18 protein-coding genes are annotated in these 20,778 nt (G+C 69.4%); 8 read left to right on the top strand and 10 right to left on the bottom strand.

The window, feature by feature from the left end; genetic code table 11:
• Positions 1-69: 69 nt before the first annotated feature.
• Both NGJ44_RS18065 and NGJ44_RS18060 read right to left on the bottom strand, forming a co-directional pair.
• Positions 70-249 carry a hypothetical protein gene (locus NGJ44_RS18065; protein WP_251864858.1) on the bottom strand — a complete coding sequence of 60 codons (180 nt, stop codon included), beginning with the start codon at positions 247-249 and terminating at the stop codon, positions 70-72.
• A gap of 220 nt (positions 250-469) precedes the next feature.
• The gene (locus tag NGJ44_RS18060; RefSeq protein ID WP_251864856.1) at positions 470-1,588 is read right to left on the bottom strand and encodes a tellurite resistance/C4-dicarboxylate transporter family protein; all 1,119 of its coding nucleotides are present in this window, start codon (positions 1,586-1,588) and stop codon (positions 470-472) included.
• Positions 1,589-2,271: 683 nt separating this feature from the next.
• Here NGJ44_RS18060 and NGJ44_RS18055 point away from each other — a divergent pair.
• On the top strand, positions 2,272-3,147 hold the full coding sequence (locus tag NGJ44_RS18055) for a pirin family protein (RefSeq protein WP_251864877.1): 876 nt from the start codon (positions 2,272-2,274) through the stop codon (positions 3,145-3,147).
• 29 nt (positions 3,148-3,176) lie between these two features.
• On the opposite strand, the gene NGJ44_RS18050 is transcribed toward NGJ44_RS18055, so the two are convergent.
• The 4 genes from NGJ44_RS18050 to NGJ44_RS18035 form a co-directional block, all read right to left on the bottom strand.
• The gene (locus tag NGJ44_RS18050) at positions 3,177-5,603 is read right to left on the bottom strand and encodes a TonB-dependent receptor (RefSeq protein WP_251864854.1); all 2,427 of its coding nucleotides are present in this window, start codon (positions 5,601-5,603) and stop codon (positions 3,177-3,179) included.
• A 100-nt stretch (positions 5,604-5,703) separates the two neighbouring features.
• On the bottom strand, positions 5,704-6,735 hold the full coding sequence (locus tag NGJ44_RS18045; protein ID WP_251864852.1) for a FecR domain-containing protein: 1,032 nt from the start codon (positions 6,733-6,735) through the stop codon (positions 5,704-5,706).
• An 8-nt stretch (positions 6,736-6,743) separates the two neighbouring features.
• Positions 6,744-7,265, bottom strand: a complete 522-nt coding sequence (locus NGJ44_RS18040) for a sigma-70 family RNA polymerase sigma factor (protein ID WP_053244843.1) — start codon at positions 7,263-7,265, stop codon at positions 6,744-6,746.
• 201 nt (positions 7,266-7,466) lie between these two features.
• A complete protein-coding gene (locus NGJ44_RS18035; protein ID WP_053244842.1) occupies positions 7,467-7,778 on the bottom strand; it encodes a TehB family protein in 312 nt (103 codons plus the stop codon).
• Between the two features lie 247 nt (positions 7,779-8,025).
• Here NGJ44_RS18035 and NGJ44_RS18030 point away from each other — a divergent pair, with 247 nt between their 5' ends.
• Positions 8,026-8,466 (top strand): CopD family copper resistance protein, encoded by a 441-nt coding sequence (locus tag NGJ44_RS18030; protein ID WP_251864850.1) that lies wholly within the window; start codon positions 8,026-8,028, stop codon positions 8,464-8,466.
• Positions 8,467-8,907: 441 nt separating this feature from the next.
• Here the strand turns inward: NGJ44_RS18030 and NGJ44_RS18025 are convergent, their stop codons facing one another.
• Positions 8,908-9,705, bottom strand: a complete 798-nt coding sequence (locus tag NGJ44_RS18025; RefSeq protein WP_251864848.1) for a glutamate racemase — start codon at positions 9,703-9,705, stop codon at positions 8,908-8,910.
• A gap of 243 nt (positions 9,706-9,948) precedes the next feature.
• Between NGJ44_RS18025 and NGJ44_RS18020 the strand changes: the two genes are divergently transcribed.
• From NGJ44_RS18020 to NGJ44_RS18010, 3 genes are all read left to right on the top strand, one after another.
• Positions 9,949-10,722 carry a FadR/GntR family transcriptional regulator gene (locus NGJ44_RS18020; RefSeq protein ID WP_502802142.1) on the top strand — a complete coding sequence of 258 codons (774 nt, stop codon included), beginning with the start codon at positions 9,949-9,951 and terminating at the stop codon, positions 10,720-10,722.
• A gap of 32 nt (positions 10,723-10,754) precedes the next feature.
• On the top strand, positions 10,755-11,660 hold the full coding sequence (locus NGJ44_RS18015) for an amidohydrolase family protein (RefSeq protein ID WP_053244841.1): 906 nt from the start codon (positions 10,755-10,757) through the stop codon (positions 11,658-11,660).
• A gap of 66 nt (positions 11,661-11,726) precedes the next feature.
• Positions 11,727-12,956 carry an MFS transporter gene (locus tag NGJ44_RS18010; protein WP_251864843.1) on the top strand — a complete coding sequence of 410 codons (1,230 nt, stop codon included), beginning with the start codon at positions 11,727-11,729 and terminating at the stop codon, positions 12,954-12,956.
• A gap of 120 nt (positions 12,957-13,076) precedes the next feature.
• Here the strand turns inward: NGJ44_RS18010 and NGJ44_RS18005 are convergent, their stop codons facing one another.
• Positions 13,077-14,036 (bottom strand): N-carbamoyl-D-amino-acid hydrolase, encoded by a 960-nt coding sequence (locus NGJ44_RS18005; RefSeq protein WP_053245402.1) that lies wholly within the window; start codon positions 14,034-14,036, stop codon positions 13,077-13,079.
• A 248-nt stretch (positions 14,037-14,284) separates the two neighbouring features.
• Positions 14,285-15,214 carry a LysR family transcriptional regulator gene (locus NGJ44_RS18000; RefSeq protein WP_251864841.1) on the bottom strand — a complete coding sequence of 310 codons (930 nt, stop codon included), beginning with the start codon at positions 15,212-15,214 and terminating at the stop codon, positions 14,285-14,287.
• Positions 15,215-15,353: 139 nt separating this feature from the next.
• Between NGJ44_RS18000 and NGJ44_RS17995 the strand changes: the two genes are divergently transcribed.
• Together NGJ44_RS17995 and NGJ44_RS17990 are read left to right on the top strand one after the other, a co-directional pair.
• Positions 15,354-16,331: a Bug family tripartite tricarboxylate transporter substrate binding protein gene (locus NGJ44_RS17995; RefSeq protein ID WP_053244839.1), complete on the top strand. Its 978-nt coding sequence runs from the start codon at positions 15,354-15,356 to the stop codon at positions 16,329-16,331.
• Positions 16,332-16,351: 20 nt separating this feature from the next.
• Positions 16,352-17,800 carry an N-acyl-D-amino-acid deacylase family protein gene (locus NGJ44_RS17990; RefSeq protein ID WP_251864839.1) on the top strand — a complete coding sequence of 483 codons (1,449 nt, stop codon included), beginning with the start codon at positions 16,352-16,354 and terminating at the stop codon, positions 17,798-17,800.
• 15 nt (positions 17,801-17,815) lie between these two features.
• On the opposite strand, the gene NGJ44_RS17985 is transcribed toward NGJ44_RS17990, so the two are convergent.
• Complete coding sequence (locus NGJ44_RS17985; protein ID WP_251864837.1) at positions 17,816-19,357, bottom strand: EAL domain-containing protein; 1,542 nt, start codon at positions 19,355-19,357, stop codon at positions 17,816-17,818.
• Positions 19,358-19,858: 501 nt separating this feature from the next.
• On the opposite strand from NGJ44_RS17985, the gene NGJ44_RS17980 reads away from it, so the two are divergent.
• Positions 19,859-20,767: a DUF808 domain-containing protein gene (locus NGJ44_RS17980; protein WP_251864836.1), complete on the top strand. Its 909-nt coding sequence runs from the start codon at positions 19,859-19,861 to the stop codon at positions 20,765-20,767.
• The last annotated feature ends 11 nt before the right edge of the window (positions 20,768-20,778 follow it).

The following is a 20,778-nucleotide window of genomic DNA, read 5'->3' as shown; positions in this document are numbered from 1 at the left end:
TGTGCCGGCCGGGGCCGTGATGGGCGCGGTGACGGTCGGATAAATCGGAAGTGCCGGAACGGCCGCGCGTCACGCGGCCGGCAGCATGTACCGCGCGGACACCGCAAGAATGCGCCGGGCGGATTCTCGCAGCAGGCGCGCGTCGCGCTGAGCCTGCTGCGACGCGACGGCGTCGTAGCGGCGCGAACTGCGGGGGCCGGCCAGCAGGACGGGGCGGCGGGTCAGGATCGGGGAGACGAGGCGTTGCATATGGGAGCCTTTGTCCGGGCAGCAGGCCCGGCTATGTCAGGCATCGTAAGCCTGGCGGGAATGGGCGCCAACGATTTAGCTTGCATATGGATATCCGGGTTTTCCGCCGCGGCAAGGCCGGCACCCGGCGCGGCGCGCCGCCAAAACGTCGGCCCGGCCCGACGCTGCCCGCCCTGTCGTGGCTCGTCTGTTGCGGCGTGGCCCGGCGCAGCCCGGCACTTCAGCGCCCCGCCTTCGCCCCCGCCAGCCGCAGCAACCGCCGGATCATGGCCGAGAATGCCAGCAGCCAGCCGGCCAGGGCGATGAAGAGGAAGACGGGCGGCAGGAAGCCCAGGAAGTCGAATCCCATGGCCCGGTTCATCTGCCAGGTGCAGGCGGCGTACATGCCCAGCGGGAAGATGGCGCCCCAGTACAGCGGGTCGTAGCGCAGCGGGAAGCGCCGGACCGCGTAGCGCCATATGCCCAGGCCGATCAGCATGGGAATCCACCACGTGCCGGTGGCCCAATAGAGCACGGTGAAGCCCTTGAGGAAGGGCATGAGCGACACCAGGTAGGGCGCCTGGGGCGCGTTGAGGATGAGCAGCGAGCCGGCCAGGGTGGAGATGGCCATGGCGCCCATATTGATCCAGTAGGGCGGCGAGAGGTCGCCGGGCGAGAAGGGGAAGAAGGTGTACCGGTAGAAGATCAGCGACATCATCCAGATGTAGAGCATGCCGCCCCATAGCCACATCGACAGCGCGACCAGGTTCAGCTCCAGGCGGAACGGCTGTCCGATGCGGGCGGCGAGCAGCGCGCTGGAGACGGCGAGCGCCTGGGTCGATACCACCGCGAGCAGCCAGGCGCCGCTGATGCTGCGGTCCAGCGGCGGTTTCTCGGCCTTGACCGTGAATGCCATGAAGATCGTGTAGGTCAGCGCGAACCACAGCGCGACGGCGAGCACCCACATGGCCAGCCCGATCGATACGTCGTCGTGCAGCAGGATGAACTGGCTGGCCAGGATGCAGGTGGCGGCCACGAGGGTGAAGTAGCCCGGGCCCTTGGCGTGGTCGGTCATGTCGCCGAAGAAGCGCCGGGGAAACTGCCACATGCGCAGCAGGTAGGCGGCCCACAGCGCCACGTATTGGACGATGTTGAGGACGAAGAGCGCTTGCGCGATGCGCGTGTGGCCCATCATGTCCGAGGCCAGCGACACGATGCCGGTCGCCATCACCAGTCCGAAATAGGCTGGCGACAGCTCGCGCAGGGCATCGCGCCATGTCGGGGGCGCGCCGTTGGCCGGTTCCGGCGCTTGCGGGCCGGCGGGCAAGGGTATGCGGCGCTCCGCGTCCAGCGACTCCATCGTCTCCTCTCCTGTGGGCGTCGGCGCGCCTGCGGCCTTCGGGCCCGGTGCGCGCCTGGTGTGTGGCTTGGTTCGATCCGTTTCGCAGTTTAAGCCTGTCGGGCGGCGGTCCACGCGGCGCGGATGCGCAGCGCGGCCGGCTCGCCGGCCGCGGGCGAAGTCGTCGGTCACGGACATGCGCGGCAGCTGGACGATGCCGACGCCGGCCAGGGCGGCATCGCGCAAGGCAGGCATGCGCTCTGAGTGACGCAGCGGGGGAGGTGCCGCCCCTCGGACCCCGCGCCGTCGGGGCCGTTGAGCCGCCAGCGATGGTCTTGCGGCGGCTGGCCCTCGTCCATGGCGGGCTGTTCGGCGGGGTTCTGCGGGTCGCGGGGCATGGGCCGCCGGTTCTTGAACAGGAGCGCGGGCTGGCCACGAGGTATTGGCCGCGGTCCGACAGGGTTCTCAGGATCAGGTCGCTGTCCTGCAAGGGCCCGGGGGGCACGCGGATGGCGAGGCCCAGGCCCTCGGCGATGACGTCCACGCGCCTGGTGGAGATCGTTGAGGTCGGGAGCTTTCATCGTTCCAGTCATGGAACGCAAAGGATGAAATTTGCGGGCTTATCCTTGTTTCGTTGCGCAAATAGACTGTCGGAATGATCGAGGCGGCCGCTTCCGCGCCCGCCGCACAGGGGAAGGCAAATGATGAAAACCATCCAGGGTATCCGCAGCGCGCCTCGTCCGCACTGGGTGGGCGACGGCTTTCCGGTGCGTTCGCTTTTCAGTTATACGGACCACGGCAAGGCGCTCAGCCCGTTCCTGCTGCTCGACCACGCGCAGCCCACGGCGTTTCCGCCGGCGGCGCGGCCGCGGGGCGTGGGTGCGCATCCGCACCGGGGTTTCGAGACGGTGACCATCGTGTACCAGGGCGAGGTGGAGCACCGCGATTCCACGGGCGCGGGCGGGGTCGTCGGCCCGGGCGACGTGCAATGGATGACGGCCGGATCGGGCATTCTGCACGAGGAATTCCATTCCCGGGCATTTACCCGGCGCGGCGGCTGGATCGAGATGGTGCAGCTCTGGGTGAACCTGCCCGCCAGGGACAAACAGGCCGATCCGGGCTACCAGATTCTGCTTGCGCGCGATATCCCCAGCGTGCCGCTGGCAGACGGCGCGGGCACGCTGCGGATCATCGCCGGCGACCACGGCGGCGCGCGGGGGCCCGCCCGCACGCACACGCCGATGGACGTGTGGGACCTGCGCCTGCAGGCGGGCCGCGCGGCGACGCTGCAGTCGCCGCCGGGCCGCACGCTGGCCGTGGTGATCCTGCACGGCACGGTGCTGCTCAACGGCAGCGAGGTGGCGCGCGAAGGCCAGCTGGTGCAGTTCGGGCGGGACGGCGCGGATGTGCGCATCGAGGCCAACAGCGATGCCGCGCTGCTCTGGCTGTCCGGCGAACCCATCGACGAGCCGGTGGTGGGGTATGGGCCGTTCGTGATGAACAGCGAGGCGGAAATCCGCCAGGCTTTTGCCGATTTCCATGCGGGCCGCTTCGGCCGCATGGAACCGGTGGCGGGCTGACGGCCGCGGGCGCCGCGTCCGCCCCGCCCTCAGAAGTCGATCTGCGCCGACAGCAGCACGGTGCGCGGCGCGGCCACGGTGGCGTAGGTGCCGCTGGCGAGCCAATAGTCCTTGTCGAAGAGGTTTTCCACGTTGGCGCGGAAGACCACCGACTTGCCCAGGATGCGGGTGGCGTAGCGCGCGCCCACGTCGTAGCGGGTCCAGGACGGCAGGGTGATGGTGTTGGCCGCGTTGAAGTAGGAAGACGCCGTGTGGATGATGCGCGCGTTCAGGCTCAGGCCCGGCACCCATGGCGTGTCCCAGTCCACGCCCAGGTTGAACGTTCCGCTGGGCACGCCGTTGGCCTTGTTGCCGTCGTTGGCGCCGCCCGCGGTGCGGGTGAGCCTGGCCTCGTAGAAGGTGGCGCTGGCCATCATCCGCAGCCCGCGCGCCACTTCGCCGTAGGCCGCCAGTTCCAGGCCGCGGTTGCGCTGCTCGCCGTCGAAGCTGTAGATGTTGGTGGCCGGGTCCGTCATGGCGTTCGGCCGCGTGATCTGGAAGACCGAGACGCTGGTCATGACGCTGCCCCAGTCGACCTTGACGCCGGCCTCGTACTGCTTGGACTTGTACGGCGCGAACACCTGGCCCGCGTTGGCGGCGGTGGCGGGCGCGATGCCGCCGCGCGTCAGGCCCGCGGTGAAGTTGCCGTAGAGGGAGACATTGGAAACCGGCTTGAATACGATGCCGGCCAGGGGCGAGATGGCGCTTTCGTCATACGAGGACGTGCGCGCGCCGGTGGCCGTGGAGTAGTTGTCCAGCGCCACCCGCTGCTTGCGCAGGCCGCCGGTGATGAGCAGCCGGTCGTCCGCGAACGACAGGGTGTCGGTCAGCGTGTAACTGGTCAGCGCGGTGTCGGAAGCCTTGCTGGGCGAGCCGCGGTGGGCGGTCACTTCCGGCAGGTCCGACGGGCGGTAGATGTTGGACGGCGCGGTGCCGGCCGAGGTCACGTAGAAGTTGCCCGCCTCCTGGTCCAGCCGGGTGGCGCCCAGCGTGACGGCGTGCCTCACGCCCCAGGCGTCGAATTTCGCGCGCAGACCGACGTCGCCCGTGGAGGTGCGCGAATAGGAGTCGTAATAAGCGTTGCGGACCGTGAAGTTGCCGTCCTCGTCGACCGGGCCCGAAGGGAAGGTCTGTTCGGCGGTGCCGTAGCGATAGCCCGCGGCGCCGTACACCATCAGCTTGTCGGTGATGTCGTACTCGAGCCGGGTCGCCACCGTGGCGTCTTCGATCTCCAGCCGGGTGCCCGGGTAGAAATTGCGATGGCCCGAGGGCGGCGAAGGCAGCTCGTCCACCGAAGACTGGAAACCGATCTGCGGGCGGAAGTTGTCGGTGCGTTCCTGCTGGGTATAGGCATCGAGCGACCAGCGCAGTTTCTGGCCGCGATAGTCCAGCGCCAGCGCGCCCACGCCCTGGCGCTGGCTGCCGTCGTCGATGGCGGTCCGGCCGTTGCGGTACGAGCCGTTGACGCGTATGCCCCATTCATTGTTCGGGCCGAAGCGGCGTCCCATGTCGAGCTGGCTGCCCAGCTGCGATTTGTTCTCGTAGGTGGCCGTGAGGCGCGTGAGCGGGTCGTCGCCGGCGCGCTTGGTGACGATGTTGATGCCGCCGCCCACGCTGCCGTTGGGGCCGATGCCGTTCATCAGCGTGCCGGGGCCCTTGAGCACTTCGACGCGTTCCATGATGACGGCCGGCATGCGGCTGGCCGAGGTCAGGCCATAGAGACCGTTCAGGCCCACGTCGCCGCTGGGCACGGTGTAGCCGCGGATCTGGAAGTCTTCGCCGAAGCCGGCGGTGGAGGTCAGCATGCGCACCGACGACTCGTTGACCACCACATCGGCCAGGGTGCGCGCCTGCAGGTCCTGCATGGCTTGGGCAGTGTAGTTGGTGGTGCTGAAGGGCACGTCCATCGCGTCGGCGGTGCCGAGCACGCCCAGGCCGCCGCCGCGCGCCACCAGGCCGCCGGCATAGGCCTCGGGCAGGCCGCCCGCGACGCCAGCGGCGCTGACCGTCACCGCGGGCAGCACCGCGACCCCGCCGCCCGCCGCGGGGCGTTCCAGCACGTAGCCGCCGCTGGGCTGCATGCGCACCTGGATGCCGGTGCGGGCCAGCAGCGCGTCCAATCCGCCGCGCGCGGTATAGGCGCCCCGCAGGCCGCCGCTTTGCAGGCCGGCGGTGGTTTCGGGCCGGAACGACAGCATGATGCCGGCTTCGCGGCCATAGCGGCTCAGCACGTCTTCCAGCGGGCCGGGCGGAATGTCGTACTGGCGAGTGTGGGCGGTCTGGGCCAGGGCGGAGGCGGGCGCCCAGGCGAGCGGAGCGGCGAGGGCGCCGAGGGCGAGCTGCCCGGCCAGCCGCGCCGCGGCGGTGCGTCGGAGAAGTCGGGCAGACGGGCGACGGGGCGCGCGACGGAGTTTCATGAACGGGCCTTTCAAGGGAATGAACGGAGGTTTTCATTCCCCCTGACACCCGAGACAAGAAAACGGATCAGCCTGGCGCCCGCTTTTTTGTAACTGCCTCTCAGCCCGGGGCGCGCGCCGCCGGCGCCAGGCGCAGGGTCCGCCCGCGCCAGAATGCGTCGCGCTCGTCCACGCGCAGATCCAGCGTGGCGCTTAGCGCGGCCAGCACGGCGCGCGCGTCGCGTACCGGAAACGAGCCGGAAACGCGCAACCCTGCCACGGCAGGGTCGCACGAGAGGGCGTCGCGGCTGTAGCGCCCGAGTTCGGCCAGGAAATCGTCCAGCCGCATGCCGCGCGCCACGATGAAGCCTTCCTTCCAGGCGGCGCTGGCTTCATCGGCGGCCTCGGAAGCCGCCACGGCCTGTGCCGTGTAGCGCGTGCGCCGGCCCGCTTGCAGGATCAGCGCCGCGGCGCCGCGCTGCCGCGGCTGGATCTGCACCGCGCCCTCGAACACGCTGATATCGGTATCGCGCTCGCGCTGGCGCACCGTGTAGCGCGTGCCCAGCGCGAGCGCCGTGCCCTGCGCCGTCTCGACCAGGAAGGGCCGGGCGGGCGCATGGGCGTCGGCGGCGGTGGCGATGAAGATTTCGCCCGTCACCAGCACGACGCGGCGTTCGGCGTCGCTGAAGCGCAGGTCGATGGCGCTGCCCGTGTTCAACACGAGCCGCGTGCCGTCGGGCAGGAGCAGATTGCGGTGTTCGCCCACCGCCGTCCGGTAGTCGGAGGTCCATGCGCGCCACCAAACCGTGTGCTCGCGCACGCCCCACGCGCCGCTGCCGGCGAATGCCGCCAGGGCCAGTGTCTTCAGGGCGCGGCGGCGGTTGCGGGAGCCGGAAGGGGCCAGGGCGGCCTGCGCCGCGGCGGCGCTCAGCGGCGAGGCCAGCGGCTGCAGCGAGCCGCGCACCGACTCGATGCGCCGCCATGCGCGCTCGTGGTCGGGATGCGCGGCGCGCCAGCGGCGCCAGGCTTGCATGGTCTCGGGCGGCACGGGCTCGCCCTGCAGCTCCAGCAGCCATTCGAGCGCGCGTTCCGCCACCTCCGGGGAAACGGCGGCGGCGTCGCGGGTGCTGCGGTACCAGGAGGAGGCGGCCAAGGCAGGGATCATCCCGTAAAAGAGAGATCCGCAAAATAGCAGCGTTGCAGCGCCTTGACGAGATAGCGCTTGACGGTGGGAATCGAGAGGCCCAGCGCTTCGGCGACCTGCGCATGGGTCTGGCCGTCGAGCTGCGACATCAGGAAAGCGCGCCGCACGATGGCGGGCAGGCCGTCGAGCAGGCGGTCGAGTTCGATCAGGGTTTCCAGCACGATGGCCCGCGCTTCCGGCGAGCACGCGGCGGGCTCGGGCATGCGGCTGAGCGCTTCCAGGTAGGCGCGCTCGAGCTTTTCGCGGCGCCAGTGGTTGGACACCAGGCGCTGCGCGACCGTGGTGAGAAAAGCGCGCGGCTCGTCCAGCCGCGCGGGCATGCGGTCGGTGCTGAGCAGGCGGGTGAAGGTGTCGTGCGCCAGGTCGGCCGCCTGCTCCGCATTGCCCAGGCGGCGGTGCAGCCATCGCCTGAGCCAGGAGTGATGGTCGCTATACAGCGTTTCGACGGCAGAGGGGGAGACGCATTCCGGCGTACTCATCAGGATCGGGCCTTTCGATGAAGCCGTGGGGGCCGGAAGCCGGGGCGCCAGGGCATTGCACACGCATACTATTTTCATAAATAGTAATCGTTATTATTGCCGATGCGGCGCCGGGCTTGTCAACCCGGCATGCGTCCTTCCCCTCGGGCGGGGGACCGCTCGCGGCGCGGCCGGCCGGGGGGAGAAGCCCCTTCGGCGCGCCTACGCTCTGCAGAACGTGATCTGGAAGCTGCCCGGCTGCTCGAACGCGACGTGATGCCGCACTTCCGGCTCGATGACGATCTGCTGGCCGGCCGTCAGCACCACTTCGGTGTGGGGCGGATCGTCCAGCACGAAGCGCAGGGCGCCCTCCCGGACTTCAAGCAGCCCCCAGGTGCCGGCCTTGATCGTGTGGCCCGCTTTCAGGGCGTCGGGGAGGGTTTCCGGCGTGAATACCGGGCTGTGGCCGTAAGCATGCACGCCCGGCGGCAGCGCGTCGGGCAGCGGACGGCCGGAATCGGCGGTGGAGGTCATGGCGGCTCCGTGGCGGGAAAGGTGCCTGCCATTATTCCGCTTTTCGGGCCGGGCGGCAGCGCCAGGGGCCGGAGTCAGAGGGCAACGTCAGAGGCCGGCACCCGCGGCCCGGCCCCTTTCGTGCGCGCGGGATTGATCCAGGTCATGCCGGGCCCGGCAGGGGCGGACGGATGATTTGAAGCTATCGTAAGTTCCGGCGGGCCGACCGCGGGCCGCGCCGCCGCCGTCATCCACAGGAGACACCCGCATGACCTATCCGCTGCTGCTCATCATTCACCTGTTTGCCGCCGTCTTGTTCGTGGGCACGGTGGCGTTCGAGGTGCTGTTTCTCGAACCCGTGCAAAAGCGCCTGCCCGCCGAGGTGCGCAAGGCGCTGGGCCGGCAACTGGGCCCGCGCGTGCGCGCCGTGCTGCCCTGGGCCGTGCTGGCGCTGTACCTCGCCGGGCTGGACCTGGCGTGGCAGTACCGCGCGGCGCTCGCGCATCCCGCCAGCTCCTCTTTCGCCGCGCTGCTCGCCCTCAAGATCGTGCTGGCCGTGAGCGTGCTGGCGCACGTCGTCACGGCGCTCACCCTGTCGCATCGCAACCGCCTGGGCAACGCCTTGCGCGAGCGGCTGCACGTCAGCGTGCTGTGCCATATGGCGGCGATTCTGGTGCTGGCGAAGGGGATGTTTTATTTCTCGTGGTGAAGGGGTGAGCTGCCATTGCTTACTGGAAGAGGGCGCTCTGCTCATGGCGAAATCCGGTTTGCTGACGTTTTCCTGCTCACCGTGCGGCGACGATTCCCAATGCATCCAGGGTTTCCGTTGTCATCAAGGTTCCACGCCTTCCGCACGGGTATCCGTGCCGGCCCCAGAAGCGTGCCCTGATGTGGACGCAGGATTTGATGAGGGGTGAGGTATTGGCTTTTGTCGGTGTTCCGGACACATTACTTCTTGTTCCGGGCGAGACGGAAGGCGTGGTGGGTGGGCTATACAAGGGCTTGAACTTGGCGCCGAGCCCGAATAGTAAGAGCCGCGACCCCTTGACCGGAGTAATGCGAAAGGTGGCTCGAATGCGAGCGATGGCCGGCGAAAAGGTTGTCTACGCGATGTCGAGACATTCCCGAGGCCATGCTCATGGCCAGAGATTTATTGAAGTGAGATCAACTCCGGCTTCAACCGCACCCCCAGCGTATCCAGCATGGCCTGCAATCCCGAGAGCGGATGGGCCGCAGATTCGGTGGCCAGGCAGACGACGCGGCCTTGGCCCTGGGAGAAGCGGGGGCGCAGTTGTTCCACCACGCTTTGGGCGGGGTCGATGAAATGCATGCCGGGCGCGGCCCGTTCGAAGTATGGCCGCAGCCAGGGCAGGTGGGTGGACGACAGGGTGCAGGCGTCCACGTCTGGCCAGCGCCGCCGCAGGTCCGCCATGTAGCGGTCCACGGCGGCCTGGGTGGGCGCGGGGCGGGCGAGGAAGTCGCCGTTTTCGACGTGTTCCACCAGCGGCGAGGCGTTGGCGGTTTCGACGCGGGCGCCCGCGGCTTCGCGCCGGATGTAAGCCTGGATTTCCGCGCTGGACACGAGCGACTGTACGCCGAGCACGGCGACGTGGCCGCTGCGGGAGGCGCGCAGCGCCTCCCGCACGGGCGGGTAGACGCCCACCACGGGCAAGGGCAGCCGGTCTTGCAGCGTGTCCAGCACCACCACCGAAGGCGCGTTGGAGGCCAGCACGACGGCGGCGGCGCCGCGCGCGGCCAGCGCTTCGATGGCGGCCAGCACCGCGGCCGCGAGCTCGTCTTTGGTTTTGCTTCCGTAGGGAAAGCTGGCGCGGTCGGCGAGGTAGAGCAGGTCTTGCGCGGGATGGGCGCGCTGGATTTCCTGGACGATGGCATAGCTGCCGATGCCGGCGTCGAAGACGCCGATGGGTTTGTGCAGGCGGTGTTCCACGAGCGATTCCGGGCGATGTCGATGCCGGGCAGTCTAAGCGCGAGCCATGCCTGCCGGAAAGGGCCGCGGCGGAATTTGCGCCGGCTGCGTCCGGAGCGTGGACGATTCGCCGGCGTGTCGCGGCGGTATTCCGCAGGAGCGGGCGCGCGGGGGAGATCGGCCGGGGAGGCGAGCGTCCGCGGAGATGATAAGGGTTTTCCCGCTGTTTTATGAAAATAAGAAGACGTAAGATGCCGCCCCATTATGCTCAAGCTGAAGCGGCCCCGCACTTTGACCGGGCAGGTCCTGGATGATCTGCTGGGCCGGATCGCGCGCGGCGAGTATGCGCTGGGCGAGCGCCTGCCGACGGGCAAGCAGCTGGCGGCGACATATGGGGTGAGCACGATGGTGATCCGCGAGGTCACCGAGCATCTGCGGGCGCACGGGTATATCGAAAGCCGGCAAGGGGTGGGCTGCATCGTGCGGGCCACGACGCCGGAGACGGGGTTCCAGCTGCCCCGGCGACAGGAACTGGACGCGGCCGAGCTGGCCGCGATCTACGAGCTGCGGCTCGATCTGGAAAGCGCGGTGGCCGCGCTGGCGGCGGAGCGCCGCAGCCAGGCCGACGTGGACGCGCTGGCGGCGATCCTGGCGCGCCTGGAAAGCGGGCTGCGCGACGCGGGCAGCAGCGCGGCCGACATCGAGTTCCATGCGCGCATCGCGGCGGCCTGCGGCAATAAATATCACCTGCGGCTGCTGCAATACCTCAATACCCAGCTCTACCAGACGGTGCGCACCGCGCGCGAGAACACGCAGCGCGAGCCCGGCCTGCCGGAACAGGTGCATCGCGAGCACGTGGCGATCTTCGAGGCCATCGAGGCGCGCGACGCGGTGATGGCGCGCGCGGCGGCAGTGTCGCACCTGCTGCGCGCCATGGACCGCCTCGGCCTGCGGCACGGCGCCCCGGCGGCCGCGACGCCCGCCGCCCCTTCTTTCTCTTCCGACGGCGCGCCGCGCGCGCGCAGGCGCAAAGACTGAGCCGTCGCAGGTAATTTCCATGGAGACAAATCATGACTGACATCCGACCGCGCCCGGACGCGGACGTGCCCTATTGCCTGGCGCCGCTGCCGCTGTCGCAACAGGAGCCCGCCGCGTTCGAGATTCCGCCGGGCGCCTGCGATACGCACGCTCACGTGGTGGCCGACGATGCGGCGGCCTATCCCATGGTGCCGGAGCGCACCTATACGCCGCATCCGGCCACGGAGTCCATGTACCTGGACATGCTCGGGACGCAGGGCATGTCGCGCGGGGTGCTGGTGCAGATCAGCGTCTACGGCACCGACAACCGCTACATGCTGGAGGTGCTGCGCCGCCACCCGGATCAATTGCGGGGCATCGGCGTGGTGGGGCCCGACGTGACGGACCGCGAGCTGGAAGACATGCACGCGGCGGGCGTGCGCGGGCTGCGCATCAACGTGCTGTTCGGCGGCGGCATCGGCTTCGGCGCGATGGAGACGCTGGCGAGCCGCATCAAGGACCTGGGCTGGCACATGCAGTTCCTGATGGACGCGCGCCAGTTGCCGGAATTGCTGCCGCGCATGCGCAAGCTGCCGGTGCCGGGCGTGGTGGACCACATGGGCCACATGCCGGTGGCCGAGGGCTTGCAGAGCCCGGGCTTCCAGGCGCTGCGGCACATGGTGGCCGACCATGGCTGGTGGGTGAAGCTTTCGGGCGCGTACCGCATCGGCACGCAGTTCGACGCCTATGCCGACGTGACGCCCTGGGCGCGCGCGCTGATCGAGACGGCGCCGGACCGCATGGTGTGGGGCAGCGACTGGCCGCACGTGCACATCTCGCCCATGGTGAATACGGGCCGACTGCGCAACCAGCTCGCGCAATGGGCGCCCGAGGCCGAACTGCGGCGCCGCATCCTGGTGGAGAACCCCCAGCGGCTCTACGGCTTTCCGGCGGCATGACGCGTCGCGACTTTTCTGGCGGGCCCTGGCGGGCCCGTCTTCATACAACGACTCAAGAGACAGATCATGCAGTGGTATAGAGAACTGAATCCTACCGAGCGCCGCACTTTCATCGGCGCTTTCGGCGGCTGGGCCATCGATGCGCTGGATTTCATGGTGTTCACCTTCGTGATTTCCACGCTCATCAACCTGTGGGGCATCGAGAAAGGCCAGGCCGGCATGCTGGGCACGGTGACGCTGCTGTTCTCGGCCGTGGGCGGCTGGCTGGCCGGCATCCTGGCCGACCGCTACGGGCGCGTGCGCGTGCTGCAGATCACGATCCTGTGGTTCTCGATCTGCACGGTGGCCATCGGCTTCTCGCAGAATTTCGAGCAGCTTTTCCTGCTGAGGGCGCTGCAGGGGCTGGGCTTCGGCGGCGAATGGGCCGTGGGCTCGGTGCTGATGGGCGAGATCGTGCGCGCGCAGCACCGCGGCAAGGCGGTGGGCACGGTGCAGAGCGGCTGGGCCGTGGGCTGGGGCGTGGCCGCCATTCTGTACACGGTGGCGTTTTCGGTGCTGCCGCCCGAGTGGGCCTGGCGCTCGCTCTTCTGGATCGGCGTGGCGCCCGCGTTCCTGGTGCTCTACATCCGCAAGCACGTGCCGGAGCCCGAGGTGTTCCAGCGTTCGCGCGCCAAGGTGGACGCGTCCGCCGAAAAGCCGTCGTTCTGGAAGATCTTCTCGCCCGAACTCATCAAGACCACGCTGGTGTCGGCCGTGCTGTGCACGGGCGTGCAGGGCGGCTATTACGCCATCACGACCTGGCTGCCGACCTTCCTGAAGACCGAGCGGCATCTGTCGGTGCTGGGCACCGGCGGTTATCTGATGGTGATCATCCTCGGCTCGTTCTGCGGCTACATCGCGGGCGCCTACATGGCCGACAAGCTGGGCCGGCGCGCCAATCTGCTGATTTTCTCGGTGCTGTCGGCCCTGTCGGTCTACATCTACACGCTGGTGCCCCTGAGCGACGATCAGATGCTGATCCTGGGCTTCCCGCTGGGTTTTGCCGCCTCGGGCATCTTCAGCGGCATCGGCGCCTACCTGACGGAGCTGTTTCCCACCGAGGTGCGCGCCAACGGCCAGGGCTTCGCCTACAACTTCGGGCGCGGCATCGGCGCGCTGTTTCCGAGCCTGGTCGGTTTCCTGAGCCAGACCCACGGCCTGGCCTGGGCCATCGGCGCATTCGCCACGGGGGCCTATGCCATCGTGATCGTGACCGCGCTGCTGCTGCCGGAAACCAAGGGCCGGGTGCTCAACTGAGCCGGGCCTGAGCGCCGGCGCGCCGCGCGTCCCCGGGGACGCGCGGCGCCTGCTCCGCCCCCCGCGGGCCGGATCGTCGTCCGGCTGCGGAGGGCGGTTCGCTTGGGCTTCCCGTGCGGGCTACAGCGGCTTGCGCGGCAGCGCGGGGCCGGGGCCCGTGCGCTCGGTGATGAGCGCGTAGTGCTCGGGACGCCGGTGGCGCGCAAAGTCGAAGACGTTGCGGCGGAACGCCTCGGCCAGGTCCAGGTCGACATGGGCCGCGATGACTTCGTCATCTTCGGTCACGGTCTGCGCGGCGATCTCGCCGGTGGGGGCGACGATGACCGAGCCCCCGATCATGTGATGGCCGTCTTCCGAGCCGCACTTGGCGGCGGCGGCCGCCCAGACGCAGTTCTGGTAGGCGCTGGCCTGCAGCGTGATGAGGTGGTGGTGCATGCGCAGGTGCACCGGCTCGGGCCAGTGAATGTTGTGCGAGGGCGTGTTGTAGCCCAGGAGCACCAGCTCGGCGCTCTGCAGCGACATGGCGCGCCAGGTTTCGGGCCAGCGCCGGTCATTGCACAGGCACATGCCGATGCGCGCGCCCATGGCGTCCCATACGCCGAAGGGCTCGTCGCCGACCCGGAAGAATTTCTTTTCCAGGTGCTGGAAGGGCGCATCGGGCTTGTGGTCGTCGTGGCCCGGCAGGTGGATCTTGCGGTAGCGTCCCACAATGGCGCCGGCCCTGTCGACCAGGATGGCGGTGTTGTAGGGCACGCCCTGCGGCGTCAGTTCGGCATAGCCGAGATAAAAGCCCACGCCCAGGCGGCGCGCCTCGTCGAAGAGCGGCTGCGTGTCGGCATTGGGCATGCTGGCCTCGAAGAAGCGCGCCTGCGCTTCTTCCTCGCTCATCCAGTAGCGCGGGAAAAACGTGGTGAGCGCCAGCTCGGGAAACACCACCAGCTCCGCGCCGCGTCCGTGCGCGTCGCGCAGCATCTCCACCAGCCTTGCCACGACCTGCCGGCGCGTATCGGCCAGGTGCACCGGCCCCATCTGGGCCACGGCCAGCCCGATGCGGCGTCCGGCTTTCCCCTTTTCGTTCATTGCTTGCGTCCCTTTTCGTCTGTGTTCGCGTGTGCGGTTGCGGCCGGCATGGAAACGCCGGCCGTCCGGGCATAAGCATGCCGTTTATGCCGCCGCGGCGAAACCCGCCGCGCGGCGGCCGGGCCCGCGCCGCCGGCAGGGCGCAAGTCCGCGCCGCCATTGGGTTTTCGAGCAGCGGCGCGCTGCCGGCGATAGCGCGGCGTTATGGCGGTGGCACAAAATTCGATGGACGCCGGGGGCGGCGCCCCCTAGTCGGCCAGCACCTGCGAGACGGCTTCGAGAAAGCGCCGGCCGAGCAGGGGAATCGGCGCCAGATTCGTGTGGGTGGCCCAGATCTGCACGTGGGCGGGCGGTTCGACCGGCCGGATTTCGACGTGGCCGGCCAGTTCGGGCGTGACGCACCAGCGGTCCACCAGCGCCGGTCCCAGGCCCTGCAGGACGAAGGCGCAGGCCGTGACGGGCGAATGGACTTCGACCGCGGGCGCGCAGGCCGGTTCGCCGCCGAAGAAGGGCGCCAGCGCCCGGCTCAGCGGCGTGTCGGGGGGATAGCCTATCCATTGCGCGCAGGAAAAGTCGCCGGCGTGCACCACCTCGTGTCCGGCCAGTTCGTGGCCGCGCGGCGCGAGGCAGACGATGGGCACGGTTCCCAGCAGGGTGGAGCTCAGGTTGGGATGCTGCGGCGGCGACATGGACAGGCCAACGTCGGCGCGGCCGGTGAGGAAATACCCCGCCAACTCGTCATAGGTGACGCTGCGATAGTCGATGCGGCTGCGCTCGTTGCGCCGGCGCATGCGCAGCAGGGCCTGGGGCACCAGGCGCTGGCCGAAGGTGGCGCTGGAAACCACGCGCAGCATGCCCGCGCCGTCGCGGGCGAGCGAGGCGGCCAGGTCGTTGACGCGCTGGATGCCGCCATAGACCTGCTCGACTTCGCCATACAGCCGGCGCGCTTCCGGCGTGGGCACGAGCCGGCTGCGCGTGCGCTCGAAAAGCGCATAGCCCAGCCGGCTTTCGGTAAGAGCGAGCACGCGGCTCACCGCGGGCTGGGACACATGGAGCATGCGGCCCGCGCCGCTGATCGAGCCCGACATCATGATGGCGCGGAACACCTCGATCTGGCGCAGGTTGAGGGGCCGGCTGCCGCCGGGCGTCAGCGCCGAGGGGGAATCGTCATCGTGCATACCGGCTGCTCGTCTCTGGCTGTGGGATTGCTGGCAATAACGGCGGATTATAGGTTCGGGACATTTTTCGATGAGGGAGCGGCGCCGCGCCAGTGATAACCTGCCCGGCGCAGTATCAAACCACAACAGGGGAATACGAATGAACCGCCATCTTCAACGCGGCCTGCGCGCGGCCGCCCTGGCAGCCGGGCTGGCCTGCGCCGCCGCCCACGCCGCCTTTCCCGAGAAACCCATCACGTTTGTCGTGCCGTCCGCCGCGGGCGGCTCGCCCGACGTGCTCTCGCGCCTGGTCACCACGCAGGTGTCCAAGGATACCGGCGCCAATGTGGTGGTCGAGAACCGCCCGGGCGCCGCGGGCAACATCGGCATCACGCTCATCAAGCGCGCCGCCGCCGACGGCTACACCATCGGCTACGGCAATATCAACACGCTGGCGGTGAACCGTTCGCTCTTCAAGAAGCTGCCGTACGACGTAGACCAGGATCTCGCGCCGGTGGCGCACCTGTTCGATCTCTACAACGTGCTGATCGTGCCCGCCGCCTCGCCGGTGAAGTCGGTGCAGGACCTGATCGGCCGCGCCAAGGCGGCGCCGGGCCGCATGTCGTACGGCGCGTCGGGCGTGGGAACCACCGGCCACATGGGCGGCGAGCTTTTCAAGAGCATGGCCGGGATCGACGTGACGTTCATCCCCTACAACGGCGGGCCCGCCGCCATCCAGGACCTGCTGGGCGGCCGGCTCGACTTCATTTTCGTGAATTCCTCGGAAGCGGTGCCGCTCATCAAGAGCGGCAAGGTGCGCGCGCTGGGCGTGAGCAGCCTGAAGCGGCTGTCGCTGCTGCCGGAAGTGCCCACCATCGACGAGCTGGGCCTCAAGGGTTACGAGACGGTGGCCTGGGGCGGGGTGGTGGCGCCCAGGGGCACGCCCGATGCCGTCGTGCGGCAGCTCAATGCCGAGCTGGTCAAGGCGCTGCAGGCCCCCGAGGTGCGCCAGGGCCTGGCCGCGCTGGGCGCCGAACCGGCGGGCGGAAGCCCGGCGGACTTCAAGAAGCTGATCGACGCCGAAACCGCCAAATGGCGCGGCATCATCGAATCGGCCGGCATCGAGAAACTGGACTGAGCGCAAACGCGGCCATACGCATGCAAGCCGATCTCATCATCACCAATGCCCTGATCGTGGACGGTTCCGGCGGGGCGCCGGTCCGGGGCAATCTCGCCATCCAGGACCAGCGCATCCTCGCCGTGGGCGAGTTCCAGCCGCCCGCCGGCGCAAACACGAGGGACGCGGGCGGCAAGGTGCTGGCGCCGGGCTTCATCGACTCGCACACGCATGACGACGGCTATCTGCTCGCGCACCCCGACATGACGCCCAAGGTGTCGCAGGGCATTACCACGGTGGTCACGGGCAACTGCGGCATCAGCCTCGCGCCGCTGGTGCGCGACGCCGTGCCGCAGCCCCTGGACCTGCTGGGGCCGCCCGGGCTGTTCCGCTTCGCCACGTTCGCCGACTGGGTCGCGCACCTGCAAGCCCAGCCGGCCGCCACCAACGTGATCGCGCTGGTGGGCCACACCACGCTGCGCGTGGCGGTCATGGACGACACGGCGCGCGCGGCCACGCCGCGCGAGCGCGAGGCGATGGCCGGGCTGCTGGACGAGGCCATGCGGGCGGGCGCCTTCGGCGTATCCACCGGCACGTTCTATCCGCCGGCGGCGGCCGCGCCCACCGACGAGATCATCGACGTGTGCGCGCCGCTGGCCGGCCGCGGCGCGATCTACGCCACGCATCTGCGCGACGAGGCCGACCACATCGTCCCGGCAATGGAAGAAGCGCTGGAGATCGGCCGCGCCACGGGCGCGCGGGTCGTGTTCTCGCACCACAAGCTGGCCGGCGAGCGCAACCACGGCCGCAGCCGCGAGACCCTGGAGCTCATCACCCGGGCGGCCGCGCGGCAGCCCGTGTGCCTGGACTGCCATCCGTATCCCGCCACTTCCACCATGCTGCGGCTGGACCGCGCACGCCTGGCCAGCCGGACGCTGATTACCTGGTCCAAGGGGTATCCGGCCGCGACGGGCCGCGATTTCAGCGAGGTGCAGGCCGAACTCGGGCTGGACGACGAGGCCGCGCTGGCGCGGCTGGCGCCGGCGGGCGCCATCTATTTCCTCATGTCGCCCGACGACGTGACCCGCATCTTCCAGCACCCGCTCACCATGGTGGGGTCGGACGGCCTGCCGTTCGACCCGCACCCCCATCCGCGCCAATGGGGCACCTTCACCCGGGTGCTGCGCCGGCTGGTGCGCGAAGAGGGGACGCTCAGCCTGCCCGCGGCCATTCACCGCATGACCGGCCTGGCCGCGAGCCAGTACGGCCTGGCCGACCGCGGGCTGCTGAAGGCCGGGCACTATGCCGACCTGGTGCTGCTGGACCCGGACACGGTTGCCGACCTGGCGACCTTTGCCGAGCCGGTGCGGCGCAGCGAAGGCATCGAGGCGGTGTGGGTCAACGGCACGCTGGTCTGGAACGGCCGGGCGGCCAGCGGCGCCCGCCCGGGACAGGTGCTGCGCCCGGCCGGCGCGCGCGCGGCCGCCTGAAGGCCGTGCGCGCCTTCAGCGCGGCAGATCCTGCAGCGCGCAAGGACGCCCGAGCAGCCAGCCTTGTCCGCAGGCGGTGGGCAGGCGCTGCAGCACGTAGTTCGCGTGCTCCACGGTTTCCAGGCCCTCGGCGATCAGGCGCAGGTCGAGCTGGTGGGCCATTTCCAGCACCTGGTCCAGCACCTTGCCGGCGGCCTTCACCGTGGGCAGGGATTCGATGAACAGGCGGTCCAGCTTGATGGCGTCTACGGTCCAGCGCACCAGATTGCTGAGATTCGAATAGCCTGCGCCGAAATCGTCGATGAGGATCTTGACGCCCAGCTGGCGGTACTTGCGCAATTCCAGCGCGGGATCCGTGGCCGAGAAAGTGGCCGACTCGGTAATCTCCAGCCCGACGCGCGACGGCGCGACGCGATGCTCCATCAGGGTTTCGCGCAGATACGGCAGGAAGCCGGGGTCTTCGATATCGCCGGCGGAGACGTTGATGGTGACGTAGAAGCCGGAGTCGTCGGTGAGGCGGTCGCGCAGGTCATGGATGGCGGTGCGCACCACGTAGCGCGTGAATTCCCGGCCCAGGCCCGTGGCCTCCGCCCAGGCCACGAAAGTCTGGGGCGGAATCGGCCCCACGTCGCGGTGGGTCCAGCGCGCCAGCGCCTCGACGGCGACCATGCGGCCGCTGGCCAGTTCGCGCACCGGCTGGTAGACCAGATGGATTTCTCCGCGCCGCATGGCCGCGCCCAGCGCCCCGGTGAGCGAATTCGCCTGCTGGTTGCGCAGCGCCAGCGCCACGCCCGCCAGCGCGCCGATCGCCAGCCCCGCCATGGACAGGATCAGCGTGTAGGTGCGGTCCGACAGCCGGGTGCGGGACTGAGCGCAGATGTCGCCGGCGCCCGGCGCGGCGCATTCGCGCGCCCGCAGCGCCGGCCACAGGGCCGCCGAAAGCCCGCCGGCCGGCGCCGCGGATTCCGCCCGCTCCGGGAAGCGGCGAAAGACATACTGGCCGTTGCGCGTCAGCAGCACGGAGCCGATGCGGCCGTCCTGCGCCGGGTAGCCGTCGAACGCATCGGGCGCGGTGAACACCGCCATCGTGTCGTTGGCGGCAATGTCGCCTTGCAGCGACGGCGCCATGGGATGGGCCGTGTCGCGCCAGAAGCGGTAGCCGCGCGGGTCGCGGAAGCCGCCGGGCGGCAGCTCGGCGGGCGCGCCGAGCGCGCCCCAGATGGCCGAACAGGCAAGCCGGCCGTCCCGCACGCGGGCGATGTCGCCGAGGTAGTGGGCATAGAACAGCGCTTCGCGCAGGCGTGCCAGGTCGGCGGGGGAGCATGGGCCGGCGGCATGGCGGAACCGTTCGAGGACCTGCCGCCCTTCCTCGGCCACGGCGGCGGCGCGCTGCAGCAGTTGGAAGTTATAAGCCTGGAGCTCCTGCTCCGTCCGGCCCGTGTCCATGCGGTCGCCCAGCGCGCAGCCCAGCGCCGCGCCCAGCAGCGCAAGCGCCGCCGTCAGCAGCGGCAGCGCGGCCGCCCGCCGCTGCCTGGCCGGGATCAGCGGGCTGACCACGGGCCGCGCTCCGCCGCCGCGCCGGGCCGCGGCAGGCGCGGGCCCCCGGCCCGTGTTGCGATGCCCGCCTGCATGGCGGCAGTCTGTCGGCCCGGCAACATGCCGGAAGATAAGGGTGTGTAGAGCGCCATTCGCAACCGCCAGCAAAGGTGGAAACCCCGAACTGTCTCCGTATTGTTACAAATATATCACATATTAACATTTATGTAAGAAATGCTCATTGGCATTCACGATCCAGGGCGATCTACCGATAGTTGAGGCATGTTTGGTTGAAAAGACCACAACATGGGAAAAATTGAATTCAAATTGGAGAGAGCGGCCAAAGCCGGGCGCGGCGGGGCCGGGGTCCATTTGCGCGAGCCGGCCGCTGCGCAACCCGCCTTGGCGCCAATAAATGAAATAGTTGTAACTCAATGCACGGACGCGCGGGCCGGCAGCCGGTGTCGTATGCTCGACGCTTGAATCCGCGGCCCGCGCGCCGCAGTCCACCGGAGGGCCCGCATGGCCGGCAGCAGTTTCTTTGCCTTGTTCGACGACATCGCTTCCCTGCTCGACGACGTCTCCGTCATGACGAAGGTGGCGGCCAGGAAAACCGCCGGCGTGCTGGGCGACGACCTGGCGCTCAATGCCCAGCAGGTGACCGGCGTGCCGGTCGACCGCGAGCTGCCGGTGGTCTGGGCCGTGGCCCGCGGATCGTTCGTGAACAAGCTGATCCTGGTGCCGTTGGCGCTGCTGGTCAGCGCATTCGCGCCATGGGGCGTGACGCCCCTGCTGATGCTGGGCGGCGCCTATCTCTGCTTCGAGGGCGTGGAGAAGCTGGCGCACCGGTTCCTCGACCATGGCGAGGAAGCCGAGCGGGCGGAGCGGGCCCGCGCCCTGGCCGACGCCTCGGTGGACATGGTGGCGTTCGAGCGGCAGAAGATCAAAGGCGCGGTGCGCACCGATTTCATCCTGTCGGCCGAGATCATCGCCATTACGCTGGGAGCGGTCGAGGGCGCGCCTTTTCTCACGCAGGTGCTGGTCATGTCGGGCATCGCCATCGCGATGACGATCGGCGTGTACGGGCTCGTGGCGGCCATTGTGAAGCTGGACGACCTGGGCCTGTACCTGAGCCGCAAGGGCACAGCGGGGGCGGCCTGGCTGGGCGGCCGCATCGTGGCCCTGGCGCCTTATCTCATGAAGACGCTTTCGGTGGTGGGTACGGCCGCCATGTTCATGGTGGGCGGAGCCATTCTCGTGCACGGCATTGCGCCGGTCCACGAGGCCATCGACCGTGTGGCCGGCGCCGCCGGCGGCGGCCTGTGGGGCGGGGTGGCCGCTACGGCGCTGAACATGCTGTTCGGCGCGGCGGCCGGCGCAGTGGTGCTGGGAGCGGTCAGCCTGGCCAAGCGCATGCTGGGCCGCGGCTGAACCGCGCGCCG

This window comes from Achromobacter sp. Marseille-Q4962 (assembly GCF_943737005.1).
GTDB lineage: Bacteria > Pseudomonadota > Gammaproteobacteria > Burkholderiales > Burkholderiaceae_B > Achromobacter.
Note: the sequence above shows the minus strand (reverse complement) of the source record. Positions and strands in the feature narration are given on the sequence as shown.